The 23185-nt window shown below is 46.5% G+C and carries 22 protein-coding genes; 19 read left to right on the top strand and 3 right to left on the bottom strand.

The genetic code is table 11. The annotated features are described in order from the left end of the window. Positions 1-41 precede the first annotated feature (41 nt). From dnaE to gloA, 18 genes are all read left to right on the top strand, one after another. Positions 42-3548, top strand: coding sequence for a DNA polymerase III subunit alpha (gene dnaE / locus E4K71_RS06760; RefSeq protein ID WP_135077984.1), 3507 nt, complete (start codon positions 42-44; stop codon positions 3546-3548). Positions 3549-3550: 2 nt separating this feature from the next. Next, the gene (locus tag E4K71_RS06755; protein ID WP_135077983.1) at positions 3551-4132 is read left to right on the top strand and encodes a hypothetical protein; all 582 of its coding nucleotides are present in this window, start codon (positions 3551-3553) and stop codon (positions 4130-4132) included. Positions 4133-4291: 159 nt separating this feature from the next. Further along, a complete protein-coding gene (gene rpsB / locus E4K71_RS06750; protein WP_135077982.1) occupies positions 4292-5074 on the top strand; it encodes a 30S ribosomal protein S2 in 783 nt (260 codons plus the stop codon). Positions 5075-5180: 106 nt separating this feature from the next. Further along, a complete protein-coding gene (gene tsf / locus E4K71_RS06745; protein WP_135077980.1) occupies positions 5181-6104 on the top strand; it encodes a translation elongation factor Ts in 924 nt (307 codons plus the stop codon). Between the two features lie 165 nt (positions 6105-6269). After that, the gene (gene pyrH / locus E4K71_RS06740; protein WP_135077978.1) at positions 6270-6989 is read left to right on the top strand and encodes a UMP kinase; all 720 of its coding nucleotides are present in this window, start codon (positions 6270-6272) and stop codon (positions 6987-6989) included. A 13-nt stretch (positions 6990-7002) separates the two neighbouring features. Beyond that, positions 7003-7572 carry a ribosome recycling factor gene (gene frr / locus E4K71_RS06735; protein WP_135077976.1) on the top strand — a complete coding sequence of 190 codons (570 nt, stop codon included), beginning with the start codon at positions 7003-7005 and terminating at the stop codon, positions 7570-7572. Between the two features lie 5 nt (positions 7573-7577). Continuing rightward, positions 7578-8312, top strand: a complete 735-nt coding sequence (locus E4K71_RS06730; RefSeq protein WP_135077974.1) for an isoprenyl transferase — start codon at positions 7578-7580, stop codon at positions 8310-8312. After that, on the top strand, positions 8305-9120 hold the full coding sequence (locus E4K71_RS06725) for a phosphatidate cytidylyltransferase (protein WP_135077972.1): 816 nt from the start codon (positions 8305-8307) through the stop codon (positions 9118-9120). The genes E4K71_RS06730 and E4K71_RS06725 overlap by 8 nt, the downstream gene beginning before the upstream one ends. After that, positions 9111-10277 (top strand): 1-deoxy-D-xylulose-5-phosphate reductoisomerase, encoded by a 1167-nt coding sequence (locus E4K71_RS06720; RefSeq protein WP_135077970.1) that lies wholly within the window; start codon positions 9111-9113, stop codon positions 10275-10277. Before E4K71_RS06725 ends, E4K71_RS06720 begins: the two co-directional genes overlap by 10 nt. A 40-nt stretch (positions 10278-10317) precedes the next feature. After that, positions 10318-11448, top strand: coding sequence for an RIP metalloprotease RseP (gene rseP / locus E4K71_RS06715; protein WP_135077968.1), 1131 nt, complete (start codon positions 10318-10320; stop codon positions 11446-11448). A gap of 28 nt (positions 11449-11476) precedes the next feature. Continuing rightward, positions 11477-13756, top strand: coding sequence for an outer membrane protein assembly factor BamA (bamA, locus tag E4K71_RS06710; RefSeq protein ID WP_240796884.1), 2280 nt, complete (start codon positions 11477-11479; stop codon positions 13754-13756). 6 nt (positions 13757-13762) lie between these two features. After that, positions 13763-14320: an OmpH family outer membrane protein gene (locus tag E4K71_RS06705; RefSeq protein WP_135077966.1), complete on the top strand. Its 558-nt coding sequence runs from the start codon at positions 13763-13765 to the stop codon at positions 14318-14320. Positions 14321-14323: 3 nt separating this feature from the next. Continuing rightward, positions 14324-15337, top strand: a complete 1014-nt coding sequence (gene lpxD / locus E4K71_RS06700; RefSeq protein WP_135077964.1) for a UDP-3-O-(3-hydroxymyristoyl)glucosamine N-acyltransferase — start codon at positions 14324-14326, stop codon at positions 15335-15337. A 15-nt stretch (positions 15338-15352) separates the two neighbouring features. Beyond that, positions 15353-15808 carry a 3-hydroxyacyl-ACP dehydratase FabZ gene (gene fabZ, locus E4K71_RS06695; protein ID WP_135077962.1) on the top strand — a complete coding sequence of 152 codons (456 nt, stop codon included), beginning with the start codon at positions 15353-15355 and terminating at the stop codon, positions 15806-15808. Beyond that, complete coding sequence (gene lpxA / locus E4K71_RS06690; RefSeq protein WP_135077960.1) at positions 15808-16593, top strand: acyl-ACP--UDP-N-acetylglucosamine O-acyltransferase; 786 nt, start codon at positions 15808-15810, stop codon at positions 16591-16593. The genes fabZ and lpxA overlap by 1 nt, the downstream gene beginning before the upstream one ends. A 2-nt stretch (positions 16594-16595) precedes the next feature. Continuing rightward, positions 16596-17411 carry a UDP-2,3-diacylglucosamine diphosphatase LpxI gene (lpxI, locus tag E4K71_RS06685; protein WP_135082004.1) on the top strand — a complete coding sequence of 272 codons (816 nt, stop codon included), beginning with the start codon at positions 16596-16598 and terminating at the stop codon, positions 17409-17411. Then, positions 17408-18571, top strand: a complete 1164-nt coding sequence (gene lpxB / locus E4K71_RS06680; RefSeq protein WP_135077958.1) for a lipid-A-disaccharide synthase — start codon at positions 17408-17410, stop codon at positions 18569-18571. Before lpxI ends, lpxB begins: the two co-directional genes overlap by 4 nt. After that, positions 18571-18966, top strand: a complete 396-nt coding sequence (gloA, locus tag E4K71_RS06675; RefSeq protein WP_135077956.1) for a lactoylglutathione lyase — start codon at positions 18571-18573, stop codon at positions 18964-18966. The genes lpxB and gloA overlap by 1 nt, the downstream gene beginning before the upstream one ends. Here the strand turns inward: gloA and E4K71_RS06670 are convergent, their stop codons facing one another. After that, complete coding sequence (locus E4K71_RS06670) at positions 18967-19890, bottom strand: LysR family transcriptional regulator ArgP (RefSeq protein WP_135077955.1); 924 nt, start codon at positions 19888-19890, stop codon at positions 18967-18969. A 76-nt stretch (positions 19891-19966) separates the two neighbouring features. Between E4K71_RS06670 and E4K71_RS06665 the strand changes: the two genes are divergently transcribed. Continuing rightward, a complete protein-coding gene (locus E4K71_RS06665) occupies positions 19967-20578 on the top strand; it encodes a LysE/ArgO family amino acid transporter (protein ID WP_135077953.1) in 612 nt (203 codons plus the stop codon). Between the two features lie 52 nt (positions 20579-20630). Here the strand turns inward: E4K71_RS06665 and E4K71_RS06660 are convergent, their stop codons facing one another. Together E4K71_RS06660 and gltA are read right to left on the bottom strand one after the other, a co-directional pair. After that, entirely contained in the window at positions 20631-21695 is a 1065-nt protein-coding gene (locus tag E4K71_RS06660) for a hypothetical protein (RefSeq protein WP_135077951.1), read from the bottom strand. Between the two features lie 150 nt (positions 21696-21845). Further along, positions 21846-23144 carry a citrate synthase gene (gene gltA, locus E4K71_RS06655; protein WP_135077949.1) on the bottom strand — a complete coding sequence of 433 codons (1299 nt, stop codon included), beginning with the start codon at positions 23142-23144 and terminating at the stop codon, positions 21846-21848. Positions 23145-23185 lie beyond the last annotated feature (41 nt).

Raw genomic sequence — 23185 nt, 5'->3', positions numbered from 1 at the left:
TGTGCACCTAAGTTATCCCTTACTCAAGCAATTATCGCACAATGTCACACGCTGATTTCGTTCACCTTCGTATGCATACGGCCTATTCTCTGTCAGAAGGGGCTGTCCGTATCAAATCCCTGCCCAAATGGGTTGATGGCGAGCGCATGCCTGCGATTGCGATGACCGATACCAACAATATGTTTGGCGGGCTTGAATTTTCCCAGACCATGTCCGGTGCAGGTATCCAGCCCATTATCGGCTGTCAGCTATCAATCACAGCACAAGCCATTGATGATTCATCTGCGGGTTTGACTGTCAAATCCGTTGGGCCGACCACCCCTGACCAAATTGTCCTTCTGGCCCAGGATGATCCGGGCTATCGCAATTTGATGAAGCTCGTCAGCCGTGCTTTTTTGAATTCCCCGGAAGGTGAAGACCCGCAAGTCCTCCTTGAAGATGTTCTTGATAATAACGAAGGGCTGATTCTGCTCACAGGCGGACATCTTGGTCCCATTGGTCAAATGCTTTTGCAAGGTCATAAGGAAAAGGCGGAATCTTTACTTTCAAAAATGAAAGCGGCGTTTCCAAATCGCATGTATGTGGAACTACAGCGTCATAATTTACCCGAGCAAGACCAGATTGAAGACGATTTCATTGACCTTGCTTATGCCTTAAATATTCCCTTGGTCGCAACCAACGAGGCATTCTTTCCAAATAAGGACATGTATGCCGCCCATGATGCTCTGGTCTGTATTGCCGCAGGGTCTTATGTGGATCAAACGGACCGTCGTAAACTAACCCCGGAACATTATCTGAAAACTGCCGCTGAAATGCGTGAACTGTTTAAGGATATCCCCGAGGCTTGCGACAATACCCTTGTGATTGCCAAACGTTGTGCCATCAAGGTTGAGAATATTGCGCCGATCCTGCCGCCCTTTGATTGTGGGGAAGGGCGAAATGAAGAAGATGAACTGCGCAAAATGTCTGAAGACGGACTAAAGCTGCGTCTTCAAAACGGTGTCTATGAAGAGGGCATGACACCAGAACAACGCGATGAAGTCTCAAAACCTTATTGGGAACGTCTGGATTATGAGCTGGGCATCATCAACCAGATGGGCTTTCCCGGTTACTTTCTCATCGTTGCCGACTTTATTCAGTGGGGTAAAGAACATGATATCCCGGTAGGGCCGGGCCGTGGTTCTGGTGCGGGCTCCCTTGTGGCCTATGCCCTGACGATTACCGACCTTGATCCGCTGAAATATGCCTTGCTGTTTGAACGTTTCCTCAACCCCGAACGTGTGTCCATGCCTGACTTCGATATTGACTTCTGTCAGGATCGCCGTGAAGAGGTGATCAAATACGTTCAGGATAAATACGGCTATGACCATGTGGCTCAGATCATCACCTTCGGTAAACTGCAAGCCCGTGCGGTTTTACGTGATACGGGCCGCGTTCTGCAAATGCCCTTTGGTCAGGTCGACCGGATTTGTAAATATGTACCTAACGATCCAGGTAAGGCGCTGTCAGTAGAACAGGCGTTAGAGCAAATCCCCGAATTCAAACAAGAAGTCGAAGATGACGAAACCGTTTCACGCATGGTGGATATCGCCAAGCAGCTAGAAGGGCTTTATCGTCATGCCTCCACCCATGCCGCAGGGGTGGTGATCGGGGATCGGCCACTGGATAAGCTGGTCCCACTTTATCGCGACCCGAAATCCGACATGCCCGTCACCCAGTTCAACATGAAGTTTGTTGAGCAAGCCGGTCTGGTGAAATTTGACTTTTTGGGCCTCAAAACCCTGACCGTTATCTCCACCGCCTTACAATTCATTAACGAAGACCGGGAAACGCCACTGGATATTTCACGTATCCCGCTGGATGACAAACCGACTTATGAAATGTTGGGCCGTGGCGAAGGGGGTGGTGTTTTCCAGTTGGAATCCGAAGGCATGCGCGGTGTGCTTCGCTCCATGAAGCCCAACCGCCTTGAAGACCTGATCGCGGTCGTGGCGCTTTATCGTCCTGGTCCGATGGATAATATCCCCAGCTACATTAAGCGTAAACACGGACAAGAAGAACCCGATTATCTTTATCCTACGATTGAACCGATCCTGAAAGAAACTTACGGGATTATGATCTATCAGGAACAGGTCATGCAGATCGCACAGGTCATGGCAGGCTACAGCCTTGGCGGTGCGGATTTGCTGCGCCGTGCCATGGGTAAGAAAATTGCCGAAGAAATGGAAAAGCAGCGAAAAATGTTCGTTGACGGTTCCGTCGAACGCGGTGTGCCCCAGAAAAAAGCCGATGAAATTTTCGATATCATGGCAAAATTTGCCTCATACGGTTTTAACAAATCCCACGCCGCCGCCTATGCCTATGTGGCCTATCAAACGGCTTATCTAAAAGCCAACTATCCAGCTGAATTCATGGCCGGAATCATGTCGCTGGATTTGAATAACACCGATAAGCTCGACTTGTTTAAAAAAGAACTCGCGAGAATGAAAATTCCGCTCCTTCAACCGGACATCAACAAATCCAATGTGATTTTTGGTGTGGAAGAAATTCCAAACCCGAATGAAGACGTCGGTGGAACGATCAAGGCTGTGCGTTATGCCTTGTCTGCCATCCGTAATGTTGGCGATGCAGCCATGGAATCCGTTGTGGCTGAACGCACTGCCAACGGACCGTTCAAAGACCCGTTTGATTTTGCCAACCGGGTGGATAATAAAGGCGTTAACAAACGTATTTTGGAAAACCTTGTCAGGGCAGGGGCGTTTGATGCGATTAACTCGAACCGCCGACAAGTCTTTGATGGTATTGAAACCCTGATAAAACATTCCAACTTGGCAGCTGAAGAACGTAATTCGGACCAAATGGGTATGTTTGGGGCTGATGACAGTGCAATGAAAAAAGCAGCGCAGTTGCCAAATGTTCCTGACTGGCCGGGGATGGAACGCCTAAGTCAAGAGCGCTCTGCAATCGGGTTTTATCTTTCTGCTCACCCTTTGGATACATACAGCAAGACATTACAGCGCCTTGGCGTAAAATCTTATAGTGACATTGTACAAGCTGGTATCTCAGGCCCGGTGAAAATTGCTGGCACAGTTGGTGTCAAACGAGAAAAAATATCTCAAAAGGGCAATCGTTTTGCTTTTGTTACCTTATCAGATTCATCAGGTGACTATGAAATTGCCGTTTTTAGTGAAGCCTTGTCCGCTTGTCGGGATTATCTGGAACCGGGGCAATCTGTCTTCATCATGGCCTCCGCCCAGTTTGAAGAAGAAAACGTGCGTTTTATTGCCAATAATGTCGACTTGCTTGATGTTAAAGCCGCACGTGCCACAGCCGGACTGAAAATCTTTATTGAAGATATAACGGCCGTATCCTTGATGAAAGAACTGCTGGAACGTGAAGGCAAAGGGAAAGGTAATGTCACCGTAATGGCCCGTATTGACGCGACCACGGAAGCAGAAATAAACTTGAAAGAAGGATATAGAATCACACCTGGACTATTACAGGCTGTTAAAGCAGTCCCCGGCATTGCAGATGTACAAGAGATTTAATCATGAGCATTGAGATCGGTTATCCACGTTTCATAGATTTCGAAGCCAGTGGGTTTGGAGAAAACTCTTACCCCATTGAAGTTGCTTGGAATAATGCTGCTGGCGATGTTTCTTCTTTTTTAATCAACATCGACAGTGTCCCCCAATGGACATACTGGGATCCGGTGGCAGAAAAAGACGCCCACGGCATTTCACAAAAAACACTGATTGCCATGGGTGATCCCATCTCGGTTATTATCGAGCGTATGAATGAACGACTGGCCGGTGAAGTTGTCTATTGCGACGCCCCCCAATTTGACGGTTTTTGGCTCAAACGACTATTTGATGCAGCCGGAGAACGACCCCGCTTTAAACTCGGCTCTGCAATTGAACTCTTTGACCTTCATGTTGCAGAAGAATTCAAGAAAAACAACACAACGCCAAGCGCACAAACTGACCGTTACGACCGTATCATTGATACCCTGGGGCTTCAGGCATGGAAAAACATCAAATTAACCCCGCATCGTGCAGCCCATGATGTTCGCCACCTGATGGAAACCTATAAATTATTGCTCCAATCCGGTGGGCAAATCCCTGCAGAATAAAAAACACTTGCTTTTATGGCAGAAAAGACGTATTTAGCGCGCCTACTTCACACGTGGAAATTCACGGAAGTATGGGGAGACATCCTATACATTCGATCCGGTGTTCTAAACAGAACTCTACATTTCCACGGAGGATTAACCGGAAAAAGGATATAGAAAATGGCACTGCCAACCTTTACTATGCGTCAGCTTCTGGAAGCTGGTGTTCACTTCGGCCACAACACACGTCGCTGGAACCCGAAAATGGACCAATACCTGTTTGGTTCACGTAATGGCATTCACGTAATCGACCTTGCACAAACTGTTCCACTGCTGCACCAAGCAATGGTTCAAGTTCGCGACAAAGTTGCCGGTGGCGGTCGCGTACTGTTCGTTGGTACAAAGCGTCAAGCGTCTGAAGTTGTTGCAGAAGCTGCACAAAAATGTGGTCAGTACTACGTTAACCACCGTTGGCTCGGCGGCATGCTGACAAACTGGAAAACTGTTTCTGGTTCTATCAAGCGCCTGAAAACTCTGGAAGAGCAACTGGCTGGTGACATGGCTGGCCTGACGAAGAAAGAGCAGCTGAACCTGACACGTGAGTGTGAAAAACTGGAACGCACTCTGGGTGGTATCAAAGAAATGGGTGGCCTGCCGGACATCATGGTTGTGTTCGACACTCAAAAAGAAGCTATTGCAATCAACGAAGCCAAAAACCTCGGCATTCCGGTTGTTGCAATTCTCGACTCCAACAGCTCTCCGCTGAACATCACGCACCCGGTACCGGGCAACGATGATTCCATCCGCGCGCTGAAACTTTACTGTGACCTGCTGGCTGGTTCCGTTCTTGACGGCATCCAGAGCCAAATGTCTGCAGCTGGCATCGACGTTGGTGCACAGGAAGAAGCACCGGTTGAAAATCTGCCGGAAGCTGAAGAAGCGCCGGTTGCGGCTGAAGCTTAATTTTTGAAGACAGTGGGGAAAAGTCATTTCTCCACTGTCATCGCTTTCACATAGTAAACGTGTAAAAGCATTTTATTTTTACTCTACTGAATAAGAGGACAATCCTATGGCACAGATTACTGCTGCGCTCGTAAAGGAACTGCGCGAAACTTCTGGCGCAGGCATGATGGACTGTAAAAAAGCACTGAACGAAACTGACGGCGATCTGCAAGCTGCTCAAGACTGGCTGCGTCAAAAAGGTTTGGCAAAAGCCGCCAAAAAAGCAGACCGTATTGCTGCTGAAGGTCTGGTTGCTGTTGCATCTGGCGACAATACTGCTGCAGTTTTGGAAGTTAACTCCGAAACTGACTTCGTTGCGAAAAATGAACAGTTCCAGACTTATGTTAAAGATGCTGCTTCTGTTGCACTGGGTGTTGCAAACTTTGACGAACTCAAAGCAGCAGCTTATCCTGGTTCTGAGAAAAACTGCGAAGAAACTCTCACTGAGCTGGTTGGTACAATTGGCGAAAACATGAACCTGCGCCGTATGGACAAACTGTCTGTTTCCAACGGTGTTGTTGCATCTTACATGCACAACGCTGCGGGCGAAGGTCTTGGTAAAATCGGTGTTCTGGTTGCCCTCGAATCTGAAGGTGACAAAGATCAGCTGAACGCACTGGGCAAACAAATTGCCATGCACGTTGCGGCAACAAACCCGCTGGCACTGGATCGTGATGGCGTTGATGCTTCTGACATTGAGCGTGAGCGTACAATCCTGATCGAACAAGCCAAAGAAGCAGGTAAGCCGGAAGAGATCGCCATCAAGATGGTTGAAGGTCGTATGCGCAAGTTCTACGAAGAAAACTGCCTGATCGAACAGTCTTTCGTAATTGACCCGGATAATTCCGTTGGTAAAGCTGTTGAAAACCTTGCTAAAGAGCTGGGTTCTGACATCAAATTGGCTGCTTTCCTGCGTTATGAACTGGGTGCTGGTATTGAGAAAAAAGAAGAAGACTTTGCTGCTGAAGTCGCTGCTGCTGCAGGTTCCTAACTTTAAAGTTAAGTTCTTCTTTTGAAGTCTGATGAAAGGCGATGGGGTTAAATCCCATCGCCTTTTGTTTTTTTACCTCTCCACAGCAAACAGCCGTTGATTAATCAAACAGGGCAGGGTATGTGTAGCTCTCCATTCACATATGGTTAAAGCGGCTTATACATCATGTCAGATACCCCGGTATTTAATCGCATTCTCCTCAAGCTTTCCGGTGAAGGCTTAATGGGGAAAAAAGAATTTGGCCTTGATACAGAATATGTTGATCAAATTGCCAAAGAAGTCATCAAGGTTCATGAGCTTGGCACCGAAATTTGCCTGGTCATTGGTGGCGGTAATATTTTCCGTGGTATTTCAGATGCGGCAGCGGGCATTGACCGTACCAGTGCTGACCACATGGGGATGTTGGCAACCGTCATGAATGCCCTTGCCATGCAAAGTGCACTGGAACGTCAAGGGGTTCAAACCCGTGTTCAATCGGCAATCCCGATGCAAAGTGTGTGCGAACGTTACATCCGCCGCCGTGCCATTCGCCATATGGAAAAAGGGCGTATTGTTATTTTTGCAGCTGGTACAGGCAACCCGTTCTTCACAACAGATACGGCTGCGGCCCTGCGCGCGGTGGAAATGAATTGCGATGCGATCCTTAAAGGGACGCAAGTTGATGGTGTCTATAGTGCCGATCCGAAAAAAGACCCGAATGCCGAGCGCTATGATACACTGACATATAAAGATGTTTTGACAAATGATTTGAAAGTTATGGACGCTGCAGCCATCACTTTGGCGCGCGAAAATAAGCTGCCAATCGTTGTCTTTTCAATGCATGAACCGGGTTCTTGCGCTGAAGTTGTCAAGCAACAAGGGCTTTATACGGTAATTAAGGACTAAAAGGGGAAAACTCGTGTCTGACGTTGATTTCAAAACACTGAAAAAAGAACTCGCCAGCAAAATGGATAAAGCTGTCGATGTATTACACAATGAATTTGCCGGTCTGCGCACAGGCCGTGCATCTACAAGCTTGCTCGACCCGATTATGGTTGATGTTTACGGTGCAAAAATGCCGATCAACCAGGTTGGTACGGTTAGTGTCCCAGAATCACGTATGCTTTCTGTACAGGTTTGGGACAAAGCCAATGTCAAAATGGTTGAAAAAGCCATTCGTGAATCTGGCCTCGGCCTGAACCCGCAGTCTGACGGTACATTGGTTCGCATTCCGATCCCACCCCTGAACGAAGAACGTCGTAAAGAACTGGTGAAAATTGCAGGCAAATACGCTGAAGATTCCCGTGTTGCCATTCGTAATATTCGTCGTCATGGGAATGACGAATTGAAGAAAATGGAAAAAGACGGTGCGATCTCAGAAGATCAACATCGCGATTATGGCAAAGAAGTTCAAGACGTAACGGATGCCGCCATCAAAACAGTTGATGAAACGCTGGCACATAAAGAAGAAGAGATTATGCAAGTATAACTCTTATGAGCCAATCTTCCTTGCAAACTTCATCAGAGACTTCCCCCCTGCATGTTGCCATCATTATGGATGGCAACGGCAGATGGGCCAAAAAACGCTTTTTGCCGCGCACAGCAGGCCATAAAAAAGGCGCCGATGCCGTGCGCCGTGCTATTAAAGCCTCTGTTGAACTTGGCGTAACACATCTGACTCTATTTGGTTTCTCTTCGGAAAACTGGAAAAGACCAGAAGACGAAGTCAGCACTCTAATGGGATTGCTGCGTCATTATCTTGCACATGAAGTCAAACGCCTAAATGAGGAAAATGTCCGCATTCGTTTTATTGGGGATCGTTCAAAACTATCAGATGATATTATCAAAGCCATTGAACAAGCAGAAACCCTGACTGCAGACAATACGACATTATGCCTCACAATTGCCCTGAGTTACGGTGGGCGCGATGAAATTACCCAAGCCGTCAAACGGATCTCTCAAAAAGTATCTGAAGGCAACTTGGGCATTGATGAGATTTCAGAAGAAACCGTTTCCAGCTCCCTTTTTACAGCAGATTTGCCCGACCCGGATTTATTAATCCGTACGAGTGGTGAGCAACGTATCAGTAACTTCCTACTCTGGCAGATTGCCTATGCCGAGTTTGTCTTTTTGGATGTTCTTTGGCCTGACTTTGATAAAACACACTTGGAAAGCGCCTTAAAGGAACTTTCCAGTCGTGACAGACGATATGGAATGATCAGTGGTTAACAAGCTTCCCAGCAACTTTGGTGCCCGTGTGGTTTCAGCAATCGTTATTGCAGGGCCAGCTTTGGTAGCCATTGAATTTGGCGCACCATTTTTCAATATTTTCATTTCGCTTCTCGGTGCCCTTATGGCTTGGGAGTGGTCAAAGCTTTGCCTTGAAGACGAATTTAAACTTCCTGGTATTCTGCTTGCCCTGTTCAGTGCAGCCATTCCCATGTTACCCCTTTTGGGACTGGGACTAGTCGAAGCAATCCTGATTGCCCCGGTCATCTGCACCCTTCTTTTTGCTTTAAGCTTTTCCAAAGGCGGCAAATTATATTTCGCCATTGGGGCCATTTATTTAGCCCTTCCGCTGGCCTCTTTTATTTTTTTGAGAAACACAGATGGAATTGGTGTCCAGTTGGTCTATTGGCTGGCCTTAACTGTTGTGGCAACCGATACAGGAGGCTATGGCTTTGGCCTTACAATCGGCGGACCGAAACTAGCACCGCGTATTAGCCCGAAGAAAACATGGGCAGGGCTGCTTGGGGGGATGCTCTGTGCCAGTTTGGTTGGCCTTATTTTAGCAAATCTCTTTGATTGGCAAGCCCCAGTTATCGTTGCCTTGATCAGCGCAGCCCTTGCCTTTATCGCCCAAGTTGGAGATCTATTTGAATCCCATGTCAAACGCCATTTTGATGTTAAAGATTCCAGCAATATCATCCCCGGTCATGGCGGTGTGCTTGATCGTATGGATGGTATGATTAGCGCCGGCGCTGCATTTGCAGGTCTTATTCTCGCAACCAATGGACAAATTTTGTCATGGTTCTAAAGAAATCCATCAGTATTCTTGGTTCGACCGGGTCAATCGGTACCAATACAGTTGATTTAATCAAACGCAACCCTGACCAGTTTAATGTTATTTCTCTAACAGGTAACTCGAACGTCAAGCTTCTGGCAAAACAGGCAAAAGAGTTACAGGCTGAGTTCGTCTGCGTCGCAGACAGTGTAAATTACACAGCCTTAAAAGAGGAACTAGATGGATTTGACATAGAAATCGGGGCAGGGGAAGAGGCTGTGATTGAAGCAGCCAAACGCGATGCCGACTGGGTCATGGCTTCCATTGTCGGTGCGGCTGGTCTTGCCCCCACATTTGAAGCGATCAAACGCGGGGCCATCATTGGTCTGGCAAACAAAGAAAGCCTTGTCTGTGCCGGTGATTTAATGATGCAAGCGGTGCAAGAATACAGGGCAACCCTTCTGCCTGTTGATTCAGAACATAATGCCATCTTTCAGGTTCTTGACTTTAAACGCCCAGAAGGCATTGAAAAAATCATCCTCACAGCATCTGGCGGACCGTTTCGCACCTTTAGCAAAGCACAAATGCAATCTGTTACACCTGCACAGGCTGTTGCCCATCCAAACTGGTCCATGGGGGCCAAAATTTCAGTTGATTCTGCCAGCATGATGAATAAAGGGCTGGAATTGATCGAAGCGTTTCATCTTTTCCCGGTTGCAGAAGAGAATATTGAGGTTTTAGTCCACCCTCAATCGGTTATTCATTCCATGGTTTCCTATATTGACGGGTCTGTACTTGCTCAACTCGGCTCCCCGGACATGAGAACACCGATTGCCTACTCATTGGCCTGGCCTGACAGGATGCCAGCCCCGTCCCCTAAGTTGAATCTCGCTGAAATCGCCCAATTAAACTTTGAACAGCCTGATTTAGAACGTTTTCCCGCCCTTCGTTTGGCCCGAGAAGCCTTACAAGCAGGCCAATCAGCGCCTTGCGTTCTCAATGCAGCCAATGAAGTTGCTGTCAGTGCCTTTTTAAAAGAGCAAATCGGTTTTCTGGATATTCCTGCCTGTGTGGAAGAGGTGCTGAACAATTTTGACCATAAAGACCTGAAAATGATTGAACAGGTCCTCAACACAGATAAAAAAGCCCGTGAACTTGCGCTTCAAGCCATTGAAAAAAGAAGCAAATAGGCTTATTTTACGCATTCTATAAAATATATCGGTTTATTTCATGTACGATCTTCTTTTCGCCAACCCTATTGTTGCCTTTATTTTTGCCCTAAGTGTTCTGGTTTTCTTTCACGAACTTGGTCACTATTGGGTGGCACGCCGCAATGGGGTAAAGGTCGAGGTTTTCTCCATCGGTTTTGGTCCAGAATTGTTTGGCTGGAACGATAAATCTGAAACCCGCTGGAAAGTCTGCCTGATGCCTTTTGGTGGCTATGTAAAGATGTTTGGCGACAGTGATGCCGCCAGCAGCGGTTCGACAGAATCAGAAGAACGCCCTTTTACGGAAGAAGAAAAGAAAGTCTCGTTTTACTACAAGTCCTTAGGCGCACGTGCAGCTATTGTTGCAGCCGGACCAATCGCCAATTTTATTTTGGCTGCCATCCTCTTTGCCTTACTCTATATGGCCGTTGGTGTACCTGAAAAATTCCACGCAGGTATTGGTGAAGTTGTTGTTGGTAGTGCTGCTGATGAAGCGGGCTTAAAGAAGGGCGACCTCGTACTCAGCCTTGATGGGCAAAAACTGGAAACGTTTGACGACCTGCGCACTATTGTGATGGACAGCCCGAATATTGCTTTGAATGCTGTTGTCCTTCGTGACGGTTCTGAACTCGCTGTCAACATCACGCCGAAAGCCAAGGAAAACGGTGATAAAACAATCGGCTTGCTTGGTGTTCGTCCTGATCCGGAACAAGCCGAATATGTCCGCTATAACCCGCTCATCGCAGTTTGGATGGGGGTTGAACGGACCTACAACCTTTCTGTTCAAATCATGTCTCATTTAGGGACCCTCATTACCGGAGGGGGCAGCATGAAAGACTTGGGTGGCCCCTTGCGCATTGCGCAGGTTTCTGGCGATGCGGCCAAATCCGGCTTTGATAATCTAATTTATTTGATGGCGGTACTTTCTGTTAACCTTGGTCTGATAAACTTGTTCCCAATTCCGATGCTGGATGGTGGACATCTGGTATTCTATGCAGCAGAAGCCCTGCGCGGTAAGCCATTGAGCGAAAAGGCACAAGAATATGGTTTCCGTTTAGGCTTAACTCTGGTATTGGGTTTAATGGTCTTTGCTACATGGAATGACCTTGTACAGTTGAAAGTATTCGATTTTATCAAACAGCTCTTCACCTGAGCGACTAACTCGATAATGGGGGATCAAGGTGAAAAATCGTAAACGCATTACATCACTGGGCGCGGGCCTGACATTTGGTGTTGTTGGCGCACTCATGAGTACATCTGCTCTTGGTGCCGGTTTGATTGAAGAGATTACAATTGTCGGTGCCCAACGGGTTGAACCGGAAACTGTACACACCTATTTGACCTTTCAGGAAGGTGACAGCTATAGCTCTCGCCAGATGAACCGTTCTTTGAAACAACTCTTTGCGACAGGGCTGTTTGCGGATGTTACCTTTAAGCGTGAAGGCAGCAACCTTGTTATTAATGTTGTGGAGAACCCCGTCATCAACCGCATTGCGTTTGAAGGAAACCGCAAACTTGATGACACGATCCTAGATACAGAAACCACATTGCGCCCCCGTGTCATTTATACAAGAACACGGGTCCAGCAAGATGTTGAACGTATTCTCACCCTTTATCGTCGAAGCGGTCGTTTTGCAGCAACAGTTGAACCCAAAGTCATTCAGCTGGATCAAAACCGTATTGATCTGGCCTTTGAAATTGATGAAGGTGAGCCAACAGGTATCGAAAAAATTCGTGTGGTTGGGAATCAGGAATATAGTGATGGCAAACTACTCGATGTTATCCGCACAAAAGAAACCCGCTGGTATAACTTCCTGACGGCTGATGACAATTACGATCCAGACCGATTGAATTATGATAAGGAGTTATTGCGTCGCTTCTATCTGTCCCGAGGTTTTGCTGATTTTAAAGTTACCTCTGCCGTTGCAGAACTTAGCCCATCACGCGAAGAATTCTTCATCACCTACACAATTGATGAAGGACCACGCTACGAAATCAAGAGCCTCAATATCGAAAGCACTCTGGAAGGACTGGACAAAACCACCCTTGACGGTGTTTCAGATATCTCAGTTGGGGATTGGTATAATGCCGATGAAGTTGATGATTCTGTTGAAGACTTCATCGACACAATTGGTTTTCAAGGGTTCCCCTTTGTTAAAGTCTCCCCTAAAATTGATAAAGATACAGAAAATCGCACAATTGACCTGACTTTCAATATTGCCGAAGGGCCTCGTGTTTTTGTTGAGCGCATTGACATTAAAGGTAACTTCCGCACTCTGGATAAAGTTGTTCGTCGTGAATTTCAGGTCGTTGAAGGCGATGCTCTCAATGCTGCCAAGCTCCGTCGCTCTAAAAAACGTATCAACAACCTGAACTTCTTTGAAAATGTTGAGATCGCTGAACGCCCAGGCAGTGCACCCGACCAAAAAGTTATTGATGTAACGGTTGAAGAAAAATCAACAGGTTCTCTCTCCGTTGGGGCAGGGTATTCTACAGACAACGGCCCCATGGTTGAATTCGGCATTTCTGAATCCAACCTTCTTGGTCGTGGTCAAAACTTATCTTTTTCAGCCAATGTTGCTTCTGAAAAAACTAAATTTGATGTCAGCTTTACCGAACCCTACTTCCTTGACCGAGAGCTTGCAGCAGGCTTTGACCTTTATAAGGTCACTCAAGAGAAACAAGATTCAAGTTCCTATGACCAAAGCAGTGTTGGTTTTGCTTTAAGAGCATCCTATCCGTTCTCTGATCATATGTATCAGTCTTGGTCATATAACCTTGATGAAACAACCATTGAAAATGTTGCTTCGGATGCCTCTTCTTTGATTAAATCTCAAGAAGGCGAAGAAATGACATCTTCTATTTCCCATACCCTGACCTATGACAACCGTGATAGTCGCATCTTCCCAACGGAAGGGTATCGAGTTTCCTTACATAACCGTCTGGCAGGGTTGGGGGGAACAGTCTTTTATTTGAAAAACCAACTCAGTGCCTCCTATTACTACCCACTTCAAGATCAGTGGGTCCTAACTACAAAAGGACGTATTGGTCATATTACAGGCTTAAGCGAGGATGTAAAAATCCAAAACCGTTATTTCCTGGGTGGAAGCTCACTGCGTGGTTTTGCGTCAAGCGGCGTCGGCCCTCGTGATAAATCAACAGAAGATGCACTTGGTGGTGAATATGTTGTCAACGGCTCAACAGAACTTCGCTTCCCGCTTGGTCTACCCAACGAATATCAAATTTCTGGTCTTGCATTCTCTGACTATGGTACCGTAACAGAACTTAGCCCATCAGATGCAAACACGATTGATAAATCCTCTCTTCGTGCTGCGGCTGGTTTTGGAATTTCCTGGGTCTCCCCTATGGGACCGATTGGACTGGACTGGGCATTCCCAATCTTAAAAGAAGATCACGATAAAACAGAAAACTTCCGCTTTACCTTCGGAACCCGTTTTTAGGAATTTATGATGCGTTTTTTCTCACATAATGGCTTACTTCGTATTGCTGTTTTTGCTCTTGCTATCTGCTTCACTTCTATCGCATCAGCACAAGAGGTGCCTTTAAAAGTCGCCGTTGTTGATATGGAACAAATTCTTCAAACAGCTGCTGCTCCTAAAAGCATTCGTGAGCAAGTCAAAAAAATCAGAACAACCTATCGGACTGATGTACAAAAAGAAGAAACAGCTTTGCGCAAGGCCAATCAGGAACTCGCCCAAAAGCAAACACTCTTAAGCCCGGAAGCCTTCAACGAAGAGCGCCGCAAATTTGAACAAAAAGTTCATGCTGTTCAGAAAAAAGTTCAGGAAAAGAACCTGTCGCTTCAAAAGGCACAGAACCAAGCACTGAATAAAGTCAAAACAGCTTTAAGCAAAGTTGTGATTACTCTTGCCAAAAACAATGGCTATTCTCTTGTTTTGCGCCGTTCACAAACACTTGTAGTTGCCGATAAATTTGATATCACCCAAACGGTTATTACTGAATTGAACAAAGCCCTTCCGACCATTACTCTTGCAGCGAAATAAACGATGGCAGACTCGCGTTTCTTTAATAAAAAAGGCCCATTCACAGCCCAGCAGCTTTGCGAAATCGCCTCTGCCAAGCTTGTTGGCAAAGACGACCTGATTATCAACGATGTTGCCAGCCTTGAAAATGCGACATCTGATACGATTTCATTTTTAGATAACCGTAAGTATGTTGAGTCTTTCCAACACAGTCAGGCAGGGCTTTGCCTTGTCCATCCAGACCTTGTAGACAAGGCACCTGAAGGTATGACCTTATTGGTGACGCCTGAACCCTATATGGGTTATGCAAAAGTATCCTCAGCTTTTTACCCGGAAACGAATCCTGCGCCCTCCATTTCCCCCAACGCCAATGTATCTGATAGCGCTGAAATTGCCGATGGTGTTATAATTGATGCAGGTGTGTTTGTTGGGGATCACGTCAAAATTGGGGAAGGGACGTGGCTAAAAGCAAATTCAGCCATTATGGATGGTGTCAGCATCGGTCAAAACTGTATCATTCATCCCAATGTCACCATCAGCCATTGTATGATCTCTAATGGTGTAACAATCCACGCAGGCTGTCAAATCGGTCAAGACGGCTTTGGCTTTGCCAGTGGCGCACAAGGTCATGTTCGCATCCCACAGCTGGGTCGCGTTTTAATTGGGGACGGTGTCAATATTGGCGCCAATACCACCATTGACCGGGGTGCAGGACCAGATACCGTCATTGGTGCAGGAACACAAATAGATAACTTGGTGCAAATCGGCCATAATGTTCAAATTGGCAAAGGCTGTGTTGTTGTCTCCCATGTCGGGATTTCAGGAAGCACTCAGTTAGGTAATTTCGTTGTCATCGGTGGTCAGGCAGGCATTGCCGGCCACCTGAAAATTGGGGATAGTGTTGTCATTGCGGCAAAAGCCGGAGTGATGAGAGATGTTGAAGCAGGCCAGACTGTTGGTGGCTTCCCCGCAATTCCACAATGGAAATGGTTACGTCAGGTCAGTGCTATCGACAAGCTGACCAAAGGTAAAAAATAAAGAGGACAAGTATCTATGTCAGAAAATGAAGCGACATCCGTAGATATCATGCGCATTATGGAAATGATCCCGCATCGTTATCCATTTCTGCTGGTTGACCGCGTTGAAGATATTGTTGTAGGTGAAAGTGCAACAGGGATTAAAAACGTTACCATTAATGAACCGTTTTTCCCCGGCCACTTCCCACAAAAACCTGTCATGCCAGGTGTTCTGATTGTCGAAGCAATGGCACAAACGGCTGCTGTTCTTGTCGTACAAACCGAAGGCAAGGAGATTGAAGGCAAGCTGGTTTACTTCATGTCTATTGAAGGGTGCCGTTTCCGCAAACCTGTTGGCCCTGGTGATACACTCAATATCAAGGTTCAAAAAGAACGCCAGCGTGGCAACATCTGGAAGTTCAAAGGCGAAGCATACTGCGGCGAAAACCTGATGGCAGAAGCTGTCATTACAGCAATGATTGTGAATGAATAATGGCTGAAATCCACCCAAGTGCGGTTGTTGACCCCAAAGCCCAACTGGCTGACAACGTAAAAGTTGGACCGTTCTGTATGGTTGGTCCTGACGTGGTTCTCGATGAAAATGTTGAACTTCTCTCCCATGTGGTTGTTGAAGGTCGAACAACAATTGGAAAAAACAACAAAATTTTTCCCTTTGCGTCTGTCGGCCATTGTCCACAGGACCTGAAATATAACGGGGAGCCATCCCGTCTTGAAATTGGGGACAATAATGTCATCCGCGAGCATGTGACCATCAACCCCGGTACAGAAGGGGGCGGCATGCTGACCAAAGTCGGCAGCAACTGCTTGATTATGGTTGGTGCTCATGTTGGTCACGATTGTCAAGTTGGCGATCATGTCATTCTGGTCAATAACGCGACATTGGCAGGCCATGTCATTATCGAAGATTGGGCGATTATCGGTGGCCTGTCTGCCGTTCACCAGTTCTGTCGTGTTGGTCGCCATGCCATGATTGGCGGCATGAGTGGTATTGAAAATGATGTCATCCCTTATGGTTCTGTCACAGGAAACCGGGCACGTTTAGCTGGTTTGAACATTGTTGGGCTTAAACGCCGTAACTTTGATCGCGAAGTCATTCATTCCATGCGTACAGCCTATCGTTTGCTCTTCGCACAAGAAGGAACCATGGCCGAGCGCGTTGAAGATGTTTCCGGCATGTTTAAAGATGTCGAACCCGTCATGGAAATTGTCAACTTTATCCGCCAGGATTCATCAAGGGGCGTTTGTACGCCAAAATAACCATGGCCGATAAACTTGGGTTATTAGCAGGCAAGGGCGATCTTCCCAAACGCATTGTTGAACAGTGCGTCAAGGAAGGTCGCCCTTTCCATATTATCGCCTTTAAAGGCCAAACCGAACCTGAACTGGTGGAAGGCCACCCCCATACATGGGTACGCCTAGGCGCTGCAGGTAAAACAATAGCCACGCTTAAAGAGCAACAAGTCCAAAGCTTATTAATGGCGGGTCCTATTAAACGGCCCTCGCTTGCTGCCATGCGCCCAGACGGCTGGGGGTTAAAATTTTTAGCAAAAACAGGGGCTGCGGCTTTCGGGGATGACGGTTTGCTCAGTCGTGTTATTCAAGCCTTGGAAGAAGAAGGTTTCAAAGTGATCGGTGCCCATGAGGTTCTAAAAGACTTATTGGCCCCAGCAGGTCTCCTTAGCCAAAACAAACCAGACGAACAAGCGCTTAAGGATATTGAAAAGGGCTTTGCGATTGCCCACGCCATTGGTGAACTCGATGTCGGCCAGGGCTGTGTCGTACAGCAGGACCTTGTTTTGGCTGTTGAAGCGATTGAAGGCACTGATCAAATGCTGTCTCGCTGTAAAGAGCTAAAACGTGATGGACCAGGCGGTGTTTTAGTTAAAGCAAAAAAACCCAATCAGGAAAAACGTGCTGATTTACCTACAATCGGTGTTGCAACCATCATCAATGCCCATCAGGCAGGTTTGCGTGGTATCGCGGTTGAGGCACGAGGGTCTATTATTGTAGATCAAGACAAGGTCATTGCCAAGGCAAATGAACTCGGCCTCTTCCTTATAGGAATTGAAAAATGACAGCTCCGCTCATTTACCTGATTGCAGGCGAACCATCAGGGGATCTTCTAGGTGCACGCTTGATGAAGGCGCTGAAAGCCAAAACAAACGGCCAAGTCCGTTTTTGTGGGATCGGTGGCCCTCATATGTGTGCCGAAGGATTAGACAGCCTGTTTGACATGTCTGAACTGACCGTAATGGGTTTGGCCGAAGTATTACCCCATATCCCGAAAATTCTTCGACGAATTAAAGAAACGGTTGCTGATGTTGAACAACAACAGCCCGATTGTCTCATCACGATTGACGCCCCCGGTTTTACTTTCCGCGTTGCCAAAAAGCTGAAAGGGAAGGGGATTCCTCTGATCCATTATGTTGCCCCGACTGTCTGGGCCTGGAAACCGGGGCGAGCCAAAAAGATTGCGCAGTTTCTCGACCATCTCATGGTTATTCTGCCATTTGAGCCCCCTTATTTTGAAAAAGAGGGCCTGGCAACCACCTTTGTCGGGCATAGTGTGATTGAAAGTGGGCTTGGCGCTGTTGATGGGGATGATTTTAAAACCCGTCATGGCATTCCCCATGATGTGCCACTTCTCTGTATGTTGCCCGGTAGCCGTCAAAGCGAAACCTCACAGCTTCTTCCTATTTTTAAAGAAGCCATAAAAGGCTTAAAGCAAAAATACCCGAACCTGCGCATTGTTCTCCCAACCGTATCGACAGTTGCCCAATATGTCAAAGAAACCACAATGACATGGGGAGTTCCTGTCTTGATTATAGAAGGGGATGAGGAAAAGTTTGGCGCTTTCAAGGCTGCTGATGTTGCCTTGGCAGCTTCTGGCACCGTAAGCCTTGAGTTGGCCTTGGCACAAACACCTAGTGTCATTACCTACCGTATGAAACGCATGACGCATTTCCTGGCAAAACGGCTCGTCAAAGTGAAATATGCCAGTATTGTCAATATCTTACATGACCGCTTTGTTATCCCTGAACTGATTCAGGATGACTGCACGGCAGAAAATATCATCACAGAAGTCTCCAATATTCTGGATCACCATGGCGATGATATAAATCAAAATGACCAGCTAAAAACCGCAATGGAAATGCTTGGCTTTGGAGAGATCCAAAAACCAAGTGAGCGGGCGGCTGACTGCGTTCTCTCTCTTCTCAAACAGGAGATTTCTTAATGTCTGAATTTCGTTTTTTACACACGATGATCCGTGTGTTTGATCTGGATAAATCCATCGCATTTTATACAGAAATGCTAGGGATGAAACTCTTGCGCAAAAGCGATTACCCCGATGGGAAGTTCACACTCGCCTTTGTAGGCTATGGTGAAGAAACGGACCATACTGTCATTGAACTCACCCATAACTGGGATCAATCTGCGCCTTATGATCTGGGCTCTGGCTTTGGACATCTTGCACTTGGTGTTACAGATATCTATGCAACATGTGACAAGCTACGCGCATCTGGGGCCACAATCACGCGGGAGCCGGGGCCAATGAAACATGGAAAAACCGTCATTGCTTTTATTGAAGACCCTGACGGTTACAAAATTGAACTGATTGAGCGTAAATAACTATTCGTAAGCTTGACCAAGTTCCATGGATGCAATCGCTTGTGTTACGCTCACAACGGATTTCAACATGGAACTGTCAATATTGTGATAATGGAGATAGAGCGGGCGCAACATTTCCTTATCACAAATCTTCACCAGCTCCCCATTTTCCAAATAGGGCTTCACCTGGTTTTCCGGAACCAATGCGTAAGCCATTCCAGTACGACAGACATTGACAAAACCTTCGGAAGAGGGGACCACATGAGTTGGGAATTCACCTGCTGAAACACGATAGTTTTTCTTCAAAAACTTCTGGTGCAGCTCATCATCACGACCAAAGATCACCGCGGGTGCCTTTCTTAAGGCGCTTGGCGTTACACCTTCGGGGAAATAGCGTTGAATGAAATCAAGGCGCGCAACGGGAATATAGCGCATGGCCCCCAGTGTTTTCACCTTGCAGCCCTGAATACGCTTATCCTGTGTACTGATCGAGGCCATAACCGTGCCTTGCTTCAACAAATCCAAAGTGTTTGTTTCATCAGCCACAGACAAGTCTACAAGTAGATTATAATCAAGGAACAGAACCTCAGCCACACGGATAAACCATGTCGCAAGACTATCGGCGTTCACAGCTAAAGCCACACCTTTAAACTGGTCAGCATTATGATCATCTGGTAGGTCTGATAAAATTTCCTGTTCCAACATATTCACATGTTGAAAATGACGATAAAGACGTTGCCCCGCATCCGTGGCTTTAATTGGCTTGGAGCGTACGACAAGGGGCTGGGCCACACGTTCTTCCAGCAACTTGATACGCTGAGAAACAGCTGATTGCGTCATTCCCAATTCTTGTGCTGCTTTTTCAAAAGAACCCAATCGGATCACGGCCGATACGGCTTCCACCAGTTTGTAATCTAACATGTCATTAGCTCGTCTAATCGCCATTAAGGACTATTCATTTCATTTTATAACGGTAATTAGTTAAAAATCTGTCTACATGTCAATCAAAAGTAATGGTCTTATGTTTACAGCACTCGCTTCCGGCTTTGGCCTCGGTTCCAGTCTCATTATCGCCATTGGTGCCCAGAATGCCTTTGTTTTAGGGCAAGGCTTACGTCGCCAAAACCATATTCTCGTTGCCTTAATTTGCGCCATCAGTGATGCACTTTTAATAAGCATAGGTGTTGCAGGCTTGGGCGGCTTAATTTCTGCTAATCCAACATGGACACAAGTGATGGCATGGGGTGGGGCAATTTTTCTGGGATGGTATGGTTTAAAAAGCTTCCGTTCCATGTTCAGCAATCATCAGCTGGATAACGAAAAACCCCACAGCAAAAGCCGCCGCCAAATTCTCCTTTTCACATTGGCAGTCACTTTTTTAAACCCGCATGTCTACCTTGATACCGTGGTACTGCTTGGTGGTATTGCCGCCCAATATGAAATGGAACCGCGTCTTTATTTTGCCATAGGGGCCATGAGCGCAAGTTTTCTCTGGTTTGGTTTTCTTGCTCTTGGCGCTGCCTGGGCCTCGCCCTATCTCGCACGCCCAACAACATGGAAAGTCATTGATGGTATAACAGGTGGTGTTATGTGGCTGATTGCATTTATTTTGCTTAAAGGGCAACTATCATAAATATGAAATTCCTGTATCCCCACATACACAGAGATACAGGAACAATTCTCAATTACATAACCTGTTCTTTTACATTGCCTATAACATCAATGCCGAACTGTCGACCACTTGGAAATTCAAACGTATGTTTTGAAGAAGCTTGTTTGTCTGGCGATGAAGATGACCACAACAGCCACTTTCTTTCAAAACCGACTTCCGCATAGTTAAACTGATGGTTCGTATCTTTACCAATCCAAAAAAGGCCATTTTCACCGGTTGTTCCTGCAAATACAGGCGAATAACCTGAAGACTCCTCCCACAAAACCGTTGTTTGCTTTTTTGGTACTGTAACAAGCCCGTTACTCGCCATAAGCGCTCCTTTCCCCAAATAAGCAAGATTCAGGCTATTATTGCCATCAATACCAGCCCAGGTAATAAAAACACCAGAATGATCATAGGTTCGGCAAATCGTTGGGGTTTTGTGAGTCAGATAAAGGTTATCATTACCTGCCTCAGGAAAGAGTAGCCCACCAGATACTTTTCTCGAAAGCAGATCGTAAACAATTAAGCCCATATTGGATGTTTTCAAGTTGTTTCCACTCCCAGTCAGGGCAACAACAATACAAATCTGATTATCTACCAAACATGCACTCGCGCCTGTATTTTGGCGTAAAGAAACGGTAACATTTTGTATTAAATCATCGAGCCCCAAAGCTGTCAGAACGCTAAATGTCTTCATGTTTTGATCGTATTTAGAAGACTCTAGAGTTAGCTTGGAATTAATTTGCCTGGGAAATAAAGCTAATTTTTCCCCTGGAGTATTCAAAGTCTGACCACCAACTCTTCCTATTTGGGTATTTTCTTCATTCATGTTCCATATTTGACCGAGATCAGTTCCGCCTCCCATCCGGGTTGAAGAGCCCCAGCGAAAGTGTCCTTTTCGATCAAAATAGAAAAGAGACCAGTTATCTATCGAGCCATCAACACCTTCACACCCTATCAACTTCGGTGTTGTACATGTTTTAAGGCCCGTATTTATCGTTTGTTCAAATTCTGAAGTACGATGATGATAACTGGAAATTCTAATTTGATTGTCTGTACCAACCCAAGCCACATAATACCAACCTACTGTACGCATAACAAGTACCCCCCAATAATGTACATTTAACAGCAATACTAATCTTAAAATTGCATATCAGTAAATGTCAACTTTCCTTATAAACATAAAAAGCCGTGAGAAGTTTCCCTCTCACGGCTTTTCTTTAGATACGGAAGGCTGTCCGTGTTCTTAGCGCTGATGAAGCGGTACGAACTTGCGATCAACTTCACCTGTGTAAAGCTGACGTGGACGACCGATACGCTGGCTCGGGTCTTCGATCATCTCGTTCCATTGTGCAATCCAGCCGGTTGTGCGGGCCAGAGCGAACAGTACTGTGAACATAGATGTCGGAATACCCATCGCTTTCAGGATAATACCGGAATAGAAGTCAACGTTCGGGTACAGTTTCTTCTCAATGAAGTACTCATCTTCCAAAGCGATTTTCTCAAGCTGCATTGCAATGTCGAGAAGCGGCTCGTCTTTAATGCCGAGTTCACCCAGAACTTCGTGACAAGTCTTCGCCATGATCTTCGCACGCGGGTCGAAGTTTTTGTAAACACGGTGACCAAAGCCCATGAGACGGAACGGATCGTTCTTGTCTTTCGCTTTTGCAACGAATTCACCCACACGATCAGCAGTGCCGATTTCTTGCAGCATGTTCAGAACCGCTTCGTTCGCACCACCGTGAGCAGGGCCCCACAGACATGCGATACCAGCAGCGATACAAGCAAACGGGTTTGCACCAGAAGAACCGGCCAAACGAACTGTAGATGTAGAAGCATTTTGCTCGTGGTCAGCATGCAAGATCAAGATACGGTCCATGGCTTTTGCTAGAACCGGGTTCACTTTATAATCTTCGCACGGTGTTGCAAACATCATGTGCAGGAAGTCTTCAGCATAACGCAGGTCGTTACGCGGGTACATAAACGGCTGACCAACAGAATATTTATAAGCCCAAGCAGCAATCGTCGGCATCTTCGCAATCAAACGATAGGAAGAAACCATGCGGTGGTGCGGGTCATTGATGTCCAGAGAGTCATGGTAGAACGCAGACAACGCACCAACAACACCGACCATGATGGCCATCGGGTGAGCATCACGACGGAAACCGTCGAAGAATTTGTGCAGTTGCTCGTGCACCATTGTGTGCATGGTGATGTCATTTTCGAACTTGGATTTTTCTTCCATATTCGGCAGTTCACCCTTCAGCAGCAGGTAAGCAACTTCCATGAAGTCACAGTTATCAGCAAGATCTTCGATAGAATAACCACGGTGCTGCAAAATACCCTTGTCACCGTCGATGAAAGAGATCTTGGATTCACAAGAACCTGTGGACGTAAAGCCCGGATCATATGTGAAGTGATCTGTATCTGCATAGAATTTACGAACGTCAACAACGTTCGGGCCAACAGCTGCATCCATAACTGGCAATTCGTAAGATTTACCAGACTGGTTATCCGTAAGCGTGAAGGACTTCTTATCACTCATAGAGACATCCCCTTAAAAATATTTGGTTGGACTTGATTGCC

The organism is Terasakiella sp. SH-1, assembly GCF_004564135.1.
Classification (GTDB): Bacteria; Pseudomonadota; Alphaproteobacteria; order Rhodospirillales; family Terasakiellaceae; genus Terasakiella.
The sequence above is the reverse complement of the archived record's forward strand: the minus strand, read 5'-3'. Positions and strand labels throughout refer to the sequence as shown.